Genomic DNA, 13867 nt, shown 5'->3' on the forward strand with positions numbered 1-13867 from the left:
CCCTGCGGAGGGCACGGTCCCTGCGGAGGGCACGGTCCCTGCGGAGGGCACGGTCCCTGCGGAGGGCGCAGCCGGACGGGAGCGGGGTCCAGCGGCGACCTCACCGGATCCGGCTCCTGCCGGGGGCGTCACCGCGGGGCCGCCAGGACGTCGGCGCCGTGATCCGGCGACCCTGCCGGGCGTGCTGAGGAGAAGCTCGCGTCGAGCAAGGACGCACGCCGGTACTGCTCACCCGTCGCCGTGCCCTTGCCGTAGTGCGTCTCGTTGAAGAGGTCGGCGAGCCAGGCGATGTCCGGGGAGAGCGCGGGGTGGACCCGGCCGAGCTGGACGGCGGCTTCGGTCGCCGTCCTGCCCGGCTGTTCAGCGATCACCACCCGCTCCTCGGACGCACGGATGACGGCCCGCAGCACGTCCGCGACCGCCCTGTTCCAGTCCCCGCCGGCCGCGTGGGCCGATGCCCGGTCCCGGTACTGTGCCGCGGTGAGGTGTGTGTCGTCGTCGAAGACCGCGGCCTCCGGCGTACGCCCCCGGGCATTGAGCCGGGGCTTGATGAGCACGACCGCGACCACGATCACGAGCGCGGCCCCGATCGCGAGGACGAGCGTGCCGGGTCCCGCGCCGAGGCTGCCGATGCCGTCGAACAGGCGGGCGATCCCGCGGAGGAGGTCGGTGAGGATCCGCTCGAAGATCGAGGGCTGGGCCTCCACGTACACGGTCTTCGCGAGTTCGTCCTCGAGCAGGCCTCGCGCCTCGTCGGCGTCCGGGGCAAGGCCAAGGGACGGCAGGACGGGTGGGATCACGTGCTGCTCCGCGGCGTCGTCACGCGTCCCTCGCCGACCGCATCAGGGACGTCCGCCCGGCTGGTGGCCGAAGGCGGTCGTCCCACCGGGGAGCGCGTCCGAGGGCGCGATGCCGGCCTGCTCGTGCTCGCGCATGAGGACGACATCGAACCCCTCGCGCCGGATCCGCAGGTCGACGTAGAGGAGCGACGTGACGCCGGCCTGGAAGGCGTAACCGATGGCGGTGAACAGTGCGGTGATGGCCTGCGTTGCGGCAAGGACCGGCAGGGAGTCGAGGGCGTCGGGCGTCGCGGAGGAACTGGCGCTGAAGCCGAGGAAGAGCGACACCGCGAAGGTGAGCGGCGTCGAGATGACCGACGCGATGATCGACACGATGATGCTCGTCAGGATCACGATCCCGAAGGTCCGCCACCAGTTGCCGCGCGTCAGCTGCCACGAGCGCCTGATCGAGGTCCAGGGACCGGTGCCCTCGAGCATGAGGGCCGCCGGGGCGACGACGAGCTTGATGCTGACCCAGATCAGCACGGCGACGGCCACGAGCACCAGCGGGATGATCACCAGCGCCGAGTACTCCTCGAGCCCTGCGATCGCGAGGACCGAGATCCCGACGAGCAGCAGCAGGCCGACCAGGCCCGCCGCGAAGGACAGCAGGCCGAAGCCCAGGAGAGGGAGGAGCCGGCCCCGGGCGAGCCGCCAGGCCTGGCCGAAGGTGGTCTTCTGGTTGATGACCGCGCGGGCGATCGGGATGACGAGGATCCCCTGCAGCACGAGCAGCGCCACGCCCGACACCACGCCGGCGATCGAGGCGAAGACCCCCAGGCCGGCGACGGCGCCGATGATCGTGTCCGTGGACGGGTTCGGCTGGTCGAGCACCTCGATCGAGGAGAAGAGGTTGCCGAGCAGCAGTACCGTCACCAGGGCCACGACGGCCTGGAGGAGGATCGCGATCCCGAAGGTGGCCACGGGATTCTTGCGGCAGGCCTGGAAAGCGCCGTCGAGGATCTCGCCGAGCCCGAGCGGACGCAGAGGGATGACGCCCGGTTTGGGCGGCGCCTGGTACTGGCCCGGATGGTAGACGGGTCCGCCGTACGGTCCACCACCCTGGCCGGGCCCCGGTCCCTGGTACGGGTTGCCCCATCCACGCGGCGCAGCGGAGACCGGACCGGGTCCGGCTGACGCCGGGCCCGCCGTCGGTGCGCCATGAGGACGTCCGTCCACGGGCGGCGTCGAGGGTCCGGACCACGCGGGATGCTGTCCGTACGGTCCCTGGCCCGCCGGTGCCTGACCGTAGGATCCCTGGCTGGTCGGTGCCTGTCCGTAGGGTCCCTGGCTGGTCGGTGCCTGTCCGTAGGGTCCCTGGCTGGTCGGTGCATGCCCGTACGGTCCCTGGTGCTCAGGATCCGGACGGTAGGACGGACCTGCGGTCTGTGCCGGGGAACGGCCCTGGCCGCCGGGTGACTGCCACGGCGACGGCGGGGTGTCGATGGATCCTTCGGCCGCCCGGGCCGCAGAATCCCGGGCGCCTGCGTCGTGGCTGCGCTCCTCGCGCCCGGGGTCGCCCCCGTCGTCCTGCCGACCGTCTACCTGATCACTCATCGCATCCCCTCGAACGGCGCTGCCGGGAGGCATGGACTCAGCATCCCCACCTGCATCATAGTGAGCGGTGACACGGATGCGCAGGAGCGCGCCGCGCGGGAGCGGCCGGCGAGCGGCCCGCTCCGCTGGACGGGGACACGACCCGCCTCCCTTCCGGTGGGGCTGGTGGGACTTTGTGGCCATGATGGGACAGTATTGGGGGATGAAGGCTCGCATACTGGTCATCGATGACGACGAGGCCCTGTCCGAGATGATCGGCATCGTCCTCCGGAACGACGGGTTCGACCCGGTGTTCTGTGCCGACGGGGCCGCGGCGCTCGGTGTCTTCCGATCGTCCCGCCCCGATCTGGTCCTGCTCGACCTCATGCTCCCCGGCATCGACGGGATCGAGGTGTGCCGGCAGATCCGCGCCGAGTCGGACCTCCCGATCGTGATGCTGACCGCGAAGTCGGACACCTCCGACGTCGTGCGTGGACTCGAATCCGGAGCGGACGACTACGTCCCCAAGCCCTTCAAGCCCGCCGAGCTCGTGGCCCGCGTGCGCGCCAGGCTCCGGCCCGCCGAGTCGAAGGCGCCCGAGACACTGAAGATCGGCGACGTCAGCATCGACGTCGCCGGGCATGAGGTGACGCGGGCCGGGACGCGCGTCTCGCTGACTCCCCTCGAATTCGACCTGCTGGTCGCCCTGGCGCGCAAGCCGTGGCAGGTCTTCACCCGCGAACTGCTGCTCGAGCAGGTCTGGGGCTACCGCCATGCCGCGGACACCCGGCTGGTGAACGTCCACGTGCAGCGGCTGCGTTCTAAGATCGAGCGCGATCCCGAGGCGCCCGAGATCGTCCTCACGGTGCGTGGTGTCGGTTACAAGGCCGGGCAGGGCTAACGCGGGAGGGCATGGCATTCGAGCCGACGTCCCCTCCGAGTCCTCCGTCGACGAGACACCGACACCCGCCCCCCGGGTGACCGGTGCCACCGTCGACCGCTCCGTCGGTGACTCCGGCAGGACTGCTCCTGGACCCGTGGGCACGTCCACCGCCGTCGAGGAGCTCGTCGACGAGGTCGGGGCCACCGCTCCGGCAGCGACCTCTCCGTCGAGCGACAGGCGCGCGTCCGGCCCCGCGCAGGGGGTGCTGGGGGGCGTCCGCACCGTGTACCGCTCAGTGTCCCGCCACTGGCGGCGCTCCCTCCAGTTCCGTACCGTCGTCGCGACGATGCTGCTGACCTCCGTGTCCTTCGTGGCCGTGGGCGGGTTCCTGTCCAACCAGATCACCAACGCCCTCTACGATCAGCGGTTCGACCAGTTCAGCGCCGAGGCCTCGGACGCGCTCGACGACGAGAAGGCGGTGTTCCGCAACTCGTCCGCGACCGACACGGACACCATCAACCGCCTGGTCCTCGACTCCGTGACCCAGCTGGTGGGCACCGATTCCGATGCGCCGCGCCAGTCCATCCTGGTGCCGCTGCCGACCGACAACGGCTCCGTCGTCTCGACGACGACCAGCCAGGCGGGGGCCACGGCGCGCATGCTCCCACCCGATCTGCAGGCTGCCGTCGCGGACGGCGAGGAGATCTACTGGGCGCCGATGGTGATCCCGGTGACGGGAAGCGGGGCGACCAACGCGCCGGGCCTCGCCTTCGGCACCCAGGTGACGCTGCCTCCCGAGCAGAACCCCGTTGCGCTCTACGTCTACTACGACCTCTCGACCATGCAGTCGACGCTCGACGACATCCACCGTGTGCTGTGGCTCGCCGGCGTCGTGCTCCTGATCGTGATCAGTGCGATCGCCTGGTACGTGACCCGAAGCGTCGTGCGGCCGGTCAGCTACGCGGCCTCCGTCTCGGAGAAGCTCGCCGCGGGCGAACTCCAGGAGCGCATGGAGGTGTCCGGTGAGGACGAGGTCGCGCGGCTCGGCGCCTCCTTCAACCACATGGCGGGCAGCCTGCAGGACCAGATCACGCAGCTCGCGCAGTTGTCGCAGATGCAGCAGCGCTTCGTCTCGGACGTCTCGCACGAGCTGAGGACGCCGCTGACGACGGTCAGGATGGCAGCCGAGGTCCTCCACGATGCGCGTGAGGAATTCAACCCGATCAACAAGCGCTCCGCCGAGATCCTCTTCGACCAGGTGGAGCGGTTCCAGGCGCTCCTCGCGGACCTCCTGGAGATCTCCCGCTTCGACGCCGGCGCGGCGGTGCTCGAGGCCGAATCGGTCGATATCGTCCAGTTGGCGCAGCACGCCATGGACGGTGCGCGACCCCTCGCAGAGCGGCTCGGCTCCGACCTCGTCATCGTGTCCGGGGAGTCGATGTGCATCGTCGACGCCGATGCGAGGAGGATCGACCGCATCCTCCGCAACCTGATCGTCAACGCGCTCGAGCACGGCGAGGGCAGGCCCGTCGAGGTCCACATCGCCTGCAACCCGGAAGCCGTCGCCGTCGCGGTGCGGGACCACGGCATCGGCATGACTCCGCTGCAGGCCTCCCGCGCCTTCGACCGGTTCTGGCGCGCCGATCCCGCCCGCGCCCGCACCACGGGCGGCAGCGGACTCGGGCTCTCGATCGCCATGGAGGACGCGCGGCTGCACAGCGCCTGGCTCGAGGCCTGGGGGGAGCCCGCCGCGGGAGCCTGCTTCCGCCTGACCCTGCCACGCCACCAGGGCACCGACCTCGCGTGCTCGCCCCTCGCGCTGCCGCCCTCCTCCGCTCCCGTGCCCGCCTCGCAGCACGCGGCGCAGGGAGCCGGCACCCGCGCGGACGCTCCGGCGCCGCGACCACGGAACGACGACGAAGGGCGAGGCAGTGGACACTGATCGTCGGCGGGACCGCGGCGCCGCACACGCGCGGAGGCCGCACCGGGCCGGGCCAGCCCTCTCGGCCCTCCTGGCTCTCGTCCTGCTGGTCACCGGGTGTTCGGCGATCCCGACGTCGGGCCCCGTCGGCGTGATCTCCGCGTCGGACGGCGAGCCCGACGTCGTGGCGCCCGTCTTCGACCCGCAGGGGCCGTCCAGTGGAGCCACACCCGAGCGCATCCTGCAGGATTTCATCAGGGCCGGCACCGGAGCGGGTGAGGGCTACAGCGTGGCTCGCCAGTTCCTGACCGCGGAACTGGCGGAGGCCTGGCAGCCCGAGGAACGGATCGTCCTGTTCCGCGGTGATCCCCGGGTCGAGAAGCGCGAGACCGAGGGCGTCTACCAGATCCAGCTCGAGACCACGGGGACCGTCGACGCGCGGGGCGTCCGGACCAACAGCGCCGGACCGTCCACGGAGACCCTCGGGGTCCGCATGGTCGAGGTCGACGGCGAGTGGCGCATCGACGAGATCCCGGACGGCATCATGATCGCGCAGAGCAGCGCGACGGATCTGCTGACATCACACAGCCTCGCCTTCTACAGCAGCAACTACCGCTACTGGGTGCCCGACGCCCGCTGGTTCGTGCGGCGGACGGGCGTGACGGCGCGGATCGTCCAGGCCATGCTCGCCGGACCTGCGCCCTATCTGCAGGGAGCAGTCACCAGTGCCTTCCCGGAGGGCGTCACCCTCGCCCGTGATTCGATCCCCATCACCTCGGGGCGGGCCTCGGTCGAACTGTCCCCGGAGATCCTCGAGGACGCGACCGATCTGAAGCTGCAGCAGATGAACCAGCAACTGGAGGCCAACCTCGTCGGACTGAACGACGTGACGTCCGTCGAGATGACCAGTGGACAGCCGATCCAGCTCGGGGATCGCGCTCCCGACCTGGTGACCCCTGAACGTACGCCCGATGTCGGGGGCGAGCAGGTGGCCATCGCCGACAACGACCTCGTGCGGGTGCGGAACGGAGGTATCGTCGCCATCGACGGCCTACCCTCGGTCGCCGAGTACGACCCGGTCGACCCGGCGACGTCCGTGTCCGGCAGCGCCTATTCCTTCGTGAACGCTGACAGGTCCGCCCTCTTCGTGACCGCTCCGGGCAGCCAGGTCCGCGAGGTCCTGTCGGGCACCGGACTGACCCAGCCCTCGTTCGACCCCGAGAACTGGCTGTGGACCGCGCGTTCCGTCGGGGCGGGCAGCGAGGTCCTCGCCCTTCCCCCGGGCGGCACGGAGGAGAACGCGGTCGTCCTCGCCGCGGGATGGCTCGGGGGCCGGATCGTCAAGGACCTGCGCATCTCGCGTGACGGTTCCCGTGCCCTGGTCGTCGCGGAGCGTGAGGGTGCGGGCGAGATCCTGCTCGCGGGTATCACCCGGTCGGCGCAGGGAGCCCCGCTGGGGCTCACCACACCGGTGAGCATGCCTGTCCCCGGCCAGGTCGACACGGCCAGGTGGGCGGGACAGAGCACGATCGTCGCCTCGTCGATCGGTATCGACGAGGAGGCCGTCCCGGTGGTGCTGCACCTCGACGGCGCCGTGGAGACGATGGCCCCACTCGAGGGCGTGGAGGGCATCAGTGCCGGGTCGGACGCCGAGGACACCTTCTATGCGCAGGCCGACGGATCCCTCTACCGGCGCATCGTGACGAGCTGGGTGAACGAGGACCTGGCGGTCAGCGACCCCGCGTTCCCGGGGTGAGGATGTCCACTTAGGGCCATCCGCCGGTGACCCGGGGACAGCCCCGTGATGGGCTCTGGGCATGCACCCCGGTGACTTCCTGGACCGACTCGTCTTCGCCCGCTTCTCCGTCCGCGTCGCGGCTGCCGTCACGGCGTTCGTCGCCCTCGTCCTGCCGTCGTCCTGCGTTCTCTGCGGCCGGTGGGACACCTCACTCTGTCCCGACTGCCTCACCGTCTTCCGGCGCGCGACGTCCCGGCCGTACCGCGCCGAGGCCGACGCGGAATCCCTGCCCGACGTCCCCGTCGGGATCGCCGCCCGCGACGCCGGCCGGGGCCCGTGGCAGGGAGGCGGACGGGTGGCGGAGGCGGTTCCAGCGCTCGTCGAGGTCGGGCCGCTGCCGGTGGTCGCCGCCGGTCGCTACGGTCGCGCGGTGTCGGGGGTGCTGCTCGCCTTCAAGAATCATGGGCACGTCGATCTGGCCCCTCCGGTCGCCGCGGCGCTCGCCGGTGCACTGCACGAGGCGGTCCGAGGGCTCAGCGCGCCAGGGATGGGCGCCGCGTCACCCGTCCTGCTGGTACCGGTGCCGAGCCGATCCTCGTCGTCGCGCCGTCGCGGGTACGAACCGCTGATGATCCTGCTCACGAGGCTCGAGCGGACGGGGACCCTCCCGGCGGGGACCGCTGTCGTCCCGGCGGTCCGGCAACGGTCCCTTCTCTCGCGCTGGTGGATGGGCCGGCGCGGGCGTCGGGCCGGCGCGCTCGTGCGGTCCACCGTGGCAGCGCTGCGTGCCGGACCGCAGGGCGGGCAAAAGGGTCTGGGGCGGCGGCGACGAAGGTCGAACGTCCTGGGGACGATGCTCCTCGCCGGACGGGCACGTCACCGTGTACCGGGCAGCTCCTGCATCATCGTCGACGACGTCCTGACGACGGGCGCGACCATCAACGAGATGCACCGGGTGCTGCACGCCGGAGGAGCCCGTGTCCAGGGGGCGGTCGTGGTCGCCGCGACCTCCTCGCCCGCCGGTACCGCTCCCGCCAGTCCTGCTCCCGGCGGCACGAGCCCCGCCGGTACCGCCCCTGTCCGCCCGTCCGGCGGGCCTGGTCGGACACCGGGCAGCAGCACCACGGTGGCGCCGGGGCCGGTCCCGGGGACACCCAGCAAGCTACCGGAAGTTTTGCAGCGTGGAGGGGTGAATAAAGGACAGCTGTGAACTACCGTGAAGTACGGGTACCACACAGTGACGACACGTACCCGTCGGCGGCGGCTCTGCTCAACGCCACGGCCGCCGTCGTGTCACCTAGCGATGTGGAGGGCACCATGGAATTTGTGATCAATGGTCGTAACCTGGCGGTATCGGACCGTTTCCGTGAGTACGCGACGGAGAAGATCGACAAGATAGAGCAGCTCGGCGACAAGGTACAGCGCGTCGACGCCAAGATCACCAAGGAACCCAGCGCACGCATGGCGGACACCTCGCTCACGGTCGAGCTGACGGTGCTCTGCAGGGGCCCTGTCGTCCGGGCCGAGGCCTCGGCGGGCGACAAGTTCGCCGCCTTCGATCTCGCCTACGCCAAGCTCCTCGAGCGCCTCCGCCGGGCGCGCGACCGGCGGAAGGTCCACCACGGTCGGCACACCCCGCTCGCGGTGCGCGTCGCGACGGCCGACCTCGAGCCCGCCGACCCGGTGCAGCCCATCTACCTCGAGACGCCGGTCATCGAGCCGACCTCCCACGAACCGGTCGCGGAGACCGAGGACGTCGATACCTATTCGTCGCCGGACGACGTGCCCGCCGGGGACTCGCCGGTGCTGATCCGCCGCAAGGTGTTCTCCGGGACGCCCATGACCCTCGACGACGCCGTCGACAACATGGAACTCGTGGGTCACGACTTCTATCTCTTCGTGGATTCCGCCACCGGTGCTCCCTCCGTCGTCTACCGGCGGCAGGGCTGGACCTACGGCGTGATCACCCTCGACTCCAAGTGCGCGGAAGGTACCGAGGAACCCCACGAGGAACTGCTGGCCTACCGGGCGCGTGAAGCCGCCACCGCCTAGCCCATCCAGGGGTCGGCACGCCGCCCCACCACGACGACGAGGAACTGCCTCCGCGCCCGGCGCGGGGGCAGTTCCGTGCGGGAGACCTCACCGGACGATGCAGACACTCACCATCGCGCAGGCACGACGCATCGCCCTGGCCGCACAGGGCCTGCACCGCCCCAGGCTCGAAGCACCGACGTCGCTCCGGGCTCTGCGTGCCGCAGCCCTCCGCCTGCAGGTCCTGCAGATCGACTCCGTCAACGTCCTCGTGCGATCCCACTACCTCCCCCTCTTCTCCCGGGTCGGGTCCTACGACCGCGCCCACCTGGACGCCATGTCCTCCGTCGCGCCGCGCTCCCTGGTCGAGTACTGGGCCCACGAGGCGAGCCTCGTGCCACCCGAGCTGTACCCGCATCTCGTGGCGCATCAGCGGCGCACCTGGATGGGTGCGTCCAGCGTCCCTGCGGAGCAGCGAGCCCTTCTCGAGTCGACCATCCTCGGGCTGCTCGCCCGGGGAGTCCCCCTGACGGCATCCGCCGTCCAGCGGGAGGTGGGCGGGGACCCGTCCCGTCCGGCCGAAGGCTGGGGCTGGCGGTGGACCGCCGCGAAACGCGTGCTGGAGGATCTGTTCGCCCGGGGGAGGATCGGCTCCGCCGGACGCAACGCACAGTTCGAACGTCTCTACGCGCCCCTGACGGCCGTGCTGCCGGATCCGCGGCTCGCCGGCCAGGAGGTGGACGCCACGGAAGCGCTCGCCGTCCTGGCGGACCGGGCCCTCGGTGCGCTCGGCGTGGCGTCGGCCCGCTCGGTCGCCGACTACTTCAGGACGCCGGTCCGGCAGACCCGCGCGGTCCTGGAGTCGCTCGTCGGGGCCGGGTCGGTCCGGAGCATCGCCGTGCGTGGGGAGGCTGACCCCTGGTACCTGCACCCCACCGCCGAAACCATTCCGCGCAAGGCGCAGGGCCGGGCCCTCCTCAGTCCCTTCGACTCCCTCGTCTTCGAGCGCGACAGGCTGCTGCGGCTGTTCGGCTGCCACTACCGCATCGAGATCTACACCCCGGAGGAACGCAGGGTGCACGGCTACTACGTCCTCCCGTTCCTCCTCCGGGACGGCATCGCCGCGCGGGTGGACCTCAAGGCGGATCGGCCCGGCCGCACGCTGCTCGTGCGCGGCAGCTATGCGGAGAAAGAGGCGCCCGCGGACACCGCGCACGAACTCGCTGCGGAGCTTCACCTGCTCGCGGGCTGGCTCGGGCTGGACGACGTCGTCGTCGAGGACCGTGGCGACCTCGCCCTCGCGCTCGCCGGTCAGGTCGGCAGGATACCCTGAGCGGAAGACGCAGGCCCGGTCGCCGTAGCGCGCCGCACGGGCCCCGGAACGGAGGGGCGGAACGTCCCTCCCGTAGACTAGAGACGCCATCTTTGGGCAGCATCAGATTGGGAGCAGATACCAGTGCCATCACTTCTTGAACGAGTACTCCGCACCGGCGATAAGAAGACACTGAAGCGACTCCGGAACTACGCTGACGCGATCAACGTGCTGGAAGACGAATTCCGTGAGATGTCCGACGCGGAGCTGCGCGGCGAGACCGACCGGCTGAAGCAGCGCCATGCGGACGGCGCCTCCCTCGACGACCTTCTGCCCGAAGCCTTCGCCGCAGTTCGCGAGGCATCGAGCCGGACGCTCGGACTGCGCCACTTCGACGTCCAGCTGATGGGCGGCGCCGCCCTGCACCTCGGCAACATCGCGGAGATGAAGACCGGCGAGGGCAAGACCCTCGTGGCCACGGCACCCGCCTACCTCAACGCCCTGAGCGGCAAGGGCGTCCACGTCGTCACCGTCAACGACTACCTCGCCGAGTACCAGTCGGACCTCATGGGTCGCGTCTACCGCTTCCTCGGCCTGACCAGCGGCTGCATCCTCTCCAAGCAGGATCCCGCGACGCGCCGTGAGCAGTACGCGGCCGACATCACCTACGGGACCAACAACGAGTTCGGGTTCGACTACCTGCGCGACAACATGGCGTGGAGTGCGGCGGAGCTGGTGCAGCGTGGCCACAACTTCGCCGTCGTCGACGAGGTGGACTCGATCCTCATCGACGAGGCGCGGACGCCGCTGATCATCAGCGGGCAGGCCTCCGGCGACGTCAACCGCTGGTACAACGAGTTCGCGAAGGTCGTGCAGAAGCTCACCGTCGAGGCCGACTACGAGGTGGACGAGAAGAAGCGCACGGTCGGCGTGCTCGAGGACGGGATCGAGAAGGTCGAGGACTACCTCGGCATCCACAACCTGTACGAGTCGGCCAACACCCCGCTGATCGGATTCCTCAACAACGCGATCAAGGCCAAGGAACTGTTCAAGCGGGACAAGGACTACGTGGTCCTCAACGGCGAGGTCATGATCGTCGACGAGCACACGGGACGCATCCTGGCGGGTCGCCGCTACAACGAGGGCATGCACCAGGCGATCGAGGCGAAGGAGGGTGTGGAGATCAAGGCCGAGAACCAGACGCTCGCCACCGTGACCCTGCAGAACTACTTCCGCCTCTACGAGAAGCTCTCCGGCATGACCGGCACGGCCGAGACCGAGGCCGCCGAATTCATGTCCACGTACAAGCTCGGCGTGGTACCCATCCCGACGAACAGGGAGATGGCCCGCAAGGATCTCTCGGACCTCATCTACAAGAACGAGGTCGCCAAGTTCGACGCCGTCGTCAAGGACATCGTCGAACGCCACGAGACCGGCCAGCCCGTGCTCGTCGGCACCACCAGCGTGGAGAAGAGCGAATACCTCTCGAAGCAGCTGGCGAAGGCCGGTGTACGCCACGAGGTCCTGAACGCGAAGAACCACGCGCGGGAAGCCGCGATCATCGCGCAGGCCGGGCGCAGGAGTGCCGTCACCGTCGCCACGAACATGGCCGGACGAGGGACCGACATCATGCTCGGTGGCAACGCGGAGTTCAACGCCGTCGCCGCCCTCGAGAAGCTCGGGCTCGACCCCGCGGACAACGCGGAGGAGTACGAGGCCAAGTGGCCCGAGGCCCTGGAAGCAGCCAAGGAGGCCGTGAAGTCGGAGCAGGACGAGGTCCGCGAGCTCGGCGGCCTCTATGTGCTCGGCACCGAACGCCACGAGTCACGGCGCATCGACAACCAGCTCCGTGGCCGGTCCGGACGCCAGGGCGATCCCGGCCGCTCCCGTTTCTACCTCTCGCTCACCGACGACCTCATGCGTCTCTTCAACTCGGGCGGTGCCGAGCGCATCATGAACAGCGCCACCATGCCCGACGACGTCGCCCTCGAGTCCAAGCTCGTCTCGAAGGCGATCGAGAACGCGCAGGGACAGGTCGAGGGCCGCAACGCGGAGCAGCGCAAGAACGTCCTCAAGTACGACGACGTCCTGAACCGGCAGCGCGAAGCCATCTACGGGGACCGCCGTCGAATCCTCGAGGGCGGCGATCTCAAGGAGAAGGTGCAGTTCTTCCTGGAGGACGTCATCACGGCGATGGTCGACGAGACCACGGCGCAGGGTCACGGGGACGACTGGGACTACGAGCTGCTGTGGACGAACCTCAAGACGCTGTACCCGATCACGCTGACGGCCGACGAGGTCATCGACGAGGCGGGCGGCGCGTCGAAGCTCACGCGCGATTTCCTGCACGACGAGATCCTCTCGGACGCCAAACTGGCCTACCAGGCACGGGAGGAAGCGCTCGGTGAGCAGACCATGCGCGAGCTCGAGCGGCGCGTGGTCCTGTCGGTCATCGGCAGGAAGTGGCAGGAGCACCTCTATGAGATGGACTACCTCAAGGAGGGAATCGGCCTGCGTGCCATGGCCCAGAGGGACCCGCTGGTCGAGTACCAGCGTGAGGGGTTCATCCTCTTCCAGGCGATGATGGAGTCGATCCGCGAGGAGAGCATCGGCTACCTGTTCAACCTCGAGGTCGAGGTCGAGGTCGCCGCGCCGGCCCAGACCGGGCTGCCCGGGGTGACCGACGCCAGGGGCATCGTCCAGGCCCCGACCATCAAGGCGGCGGGGCTCGAAGCTCCCGCGAAGCCCGCAACCCTGAACTTCACGGCGCCGAACGCGCAGGGCGAAGCGGAGATGCATGTCGAGCGGAACAAGCCCCAGGCCGCTCCCGCTACCGGCAAGGCCACAGGCAAGAAGGCCCGGAAGAAGTAGTCAGCCGATCTCCAGGGCGGTCACCCGCCACACCCCGCGCCGTTGCTCTATGCGAAGAGCGACGGCGCGGACGCGTGTCCGGTCGAAGGCGACGACCGAGGCTTCGTAGACCCCTGGGCTGATCGGGCAGACCCGTGCCGACCGGACCAGGACCTGGCGGACACCGGTCCCGGTCGGGGAGCCGCTGCTCCCCGACGCGGCACCGATACAGCGGACGAGATTCGCTCTCAGGTGCAGGCGTTCGTAGTTCTCCGGGTCGAGCCAGCGTGACACCTGCTGCAGCGGCCGGACGCCGCTGAGGACCTCGAGAGCGCCCTGCGCCACGGACCGGGCAATCCCCGAGATGCGCTGCACGATCTCCCGGTCCGCGTCCGCGTCCGTGATCGCGGGGGCCGGAAGGGCCCGGCCGGCCGGCGCGGGACGCGCCGGGCCGGCAGCACGGTCGGCCCCGGCGCCGTCCGTCGGGGTGAACGGCAGGACGGTCGCGCCGCCGGAAGCCGGAGGCCCAGGGGGCCTCGCCACCAGGGGGCGCGGAGCACCGCTGACCTCGGCGAGGTGGTGGTCAGCGGTTCGATGGAGCTGCGTGACGGCGGGCATGGTGTTCCTCTCGTGGGCCGGGCATGGTGATCGGGTGATGTCGTCCGATCGGCGTCGCTGCGACCCTGTGGAGGATCGCGTCCGCCCGGAGCGGGGCGCGCTGAAGGACGGCGGGGTGGTGCTGCTCTTCGGGGATGGT

Annotated in this window: 10 protein-coding genes; 7 read left to right on the plus strand and 3 right to left on the minus strand. The window is 70.1% G+C overall.

Translation table 11 applies throughout. From position 1 onward, the window contains the following. Positions 1–128 precede the first annotated feature (128 nt). Both ASF21_RS07455 and ASF21_RS07460 read right to left on the minus strand, forming a co-directional pair. A complete protein-coding gene (locus ASF21_RS07455; RefSeq protein ID WP_055768699.1) occupies positions 129–800 on the minus strand; it encodes a DUF4129 domain-containing protein in 672 nt (223 codons plus the stop codon). A 42-nt stretch (positions 801–842) separates the two neighbouring features. Further along, positions 843–2396 carry a glycerophosphoryl diester phosphodiesterase membrane domain-containing protein gene (locus ASF21_RS07460; RefSeq protein ID WP_055768702.1) on the minus strand — a complete coding sequence of 518 codons (1554 nt, stop codon included), beginning with the start codon at positions 2394–2396 and terminating at the stop codon, positions 843–845. A gap of 202 nt (positions 2397–2598) precedes the next feature. On the opposite strand from ASF21_RS07460, the gene mtrA reads away from it, so the two are divergent. The 7 genes from mtrA to secA all read left to right on the plus strand — a co-directional run bounded on the left by mtrA (position 2599) and on the right by secA (position 13131). After that, a complete protein-coding gene (gene mtrA / locus ASF21_RS07465; RefSeq protein ID WP_055768705.1) occupies positions 2599–3276 on the plus strand; it encodes an MtrAB system response regulator MtrA in 678 nt (225 codons plus the stop codon). Between the two features lie 136 nt (positions 3277–3412). After that, positions 3413–5200, plus strand: a complete 1788-nt coding sequence (gene mtrB, locus ASF21_RS07470; RefSeq protein ID WP_235498681.1) for an MtrAB system histidine kinase MtrB — start codon at positions 3413–3415, stop codon at positions 5198–5200. After that, on the plus strand, positions 5190–6935 hold the full coding sequence (locus tag ASF21_RS07475) for an LpqB family beta-propeller domain-containing protein (RefSeq protein WP_055768711.1): 1746 nt from the start codon (positions 5190–5192) through the stop codon (positions 6933–6935). Before mtrB ends, ASF21_RS07475 begins: the two co-directional genes overlap by 11 nt. A 61-nt stretch (positions 6936–6996) precedes the next feature. Further along, positions 6997–8127, plus strand: a complete 1131-nt coding sequence (locus tag ASF21_RS07480; RefSeq protein ID WP_055768714.1) for a ComF family protein — start codon at positions 6997–6999, stop codon at positions 8125–8127. A 107-nt stretch (positions 8128–8234) separates the two neighbouring features. Beyond that, positions 8235–8969 (plus strand): ribosome hibernation-promoting factor, HPF/YfiA family, encoded by a 735-nt coding sequence (hpf, locus tag ASF21_RS07485; RefSeq protein ID WP_055769350.1) that lies wholly within the window; start codon positions 8235–8237, stop codon positions 8967–8969. A gap of 97 nt (positions 8970–9066) precedes the next feature. Continuing rightward, positions 9067–10281 (plus strand): winged helix-turn-helix domain-containing protein, encoded by a 1215-nt coding sequence (locus tag ASF21_RS07490; protein WP_055768717.1) that lies wholly within the window; start codon positions 9067–9069, stop codon positions 10279–10281. A gap of 123 nt (positions 10282–10404) precedes the next feature. Then, positions 10405–13131 carry a preprotein translocase subunit SecA gene (gene secA / locus ASF21_RS07495; RefSeq protein WP_055768720.1) on the plus strand — a complete coding sequence of 909 codons (2727 nt, stop codon included), beginning with the start codon at positions 10405–10407 and terminating at the stop codon, positions 13129–13131. Here the strand turns inward: secA and ASF21_RS07500 are convergent, their stop codons facing one another. Then, positions 13132–13728 (minus strand): Rv3235 family protein, encoded by a 597-nt coding sequence (locus ASF21_RS07500; protein ID WP_055768723.1) that lies wholly within the window; start codon positions 13726–13728, stop codon positions 13132–13134. It lies immediately after the preceding gene. Between the last annotated feature and the right edge of the window lie 139 nt (positions 13729–13867).

The sequence above is a fragment of the Arthrobacter sp. Leaf234 genome (assembly GCF_001422665.1).
Taxonomy (GTDB): Bacteria; Actinomycetota; Actinomycetes; order Actinomycetales; family Micrococcaceae; genus Arthrobacter_D.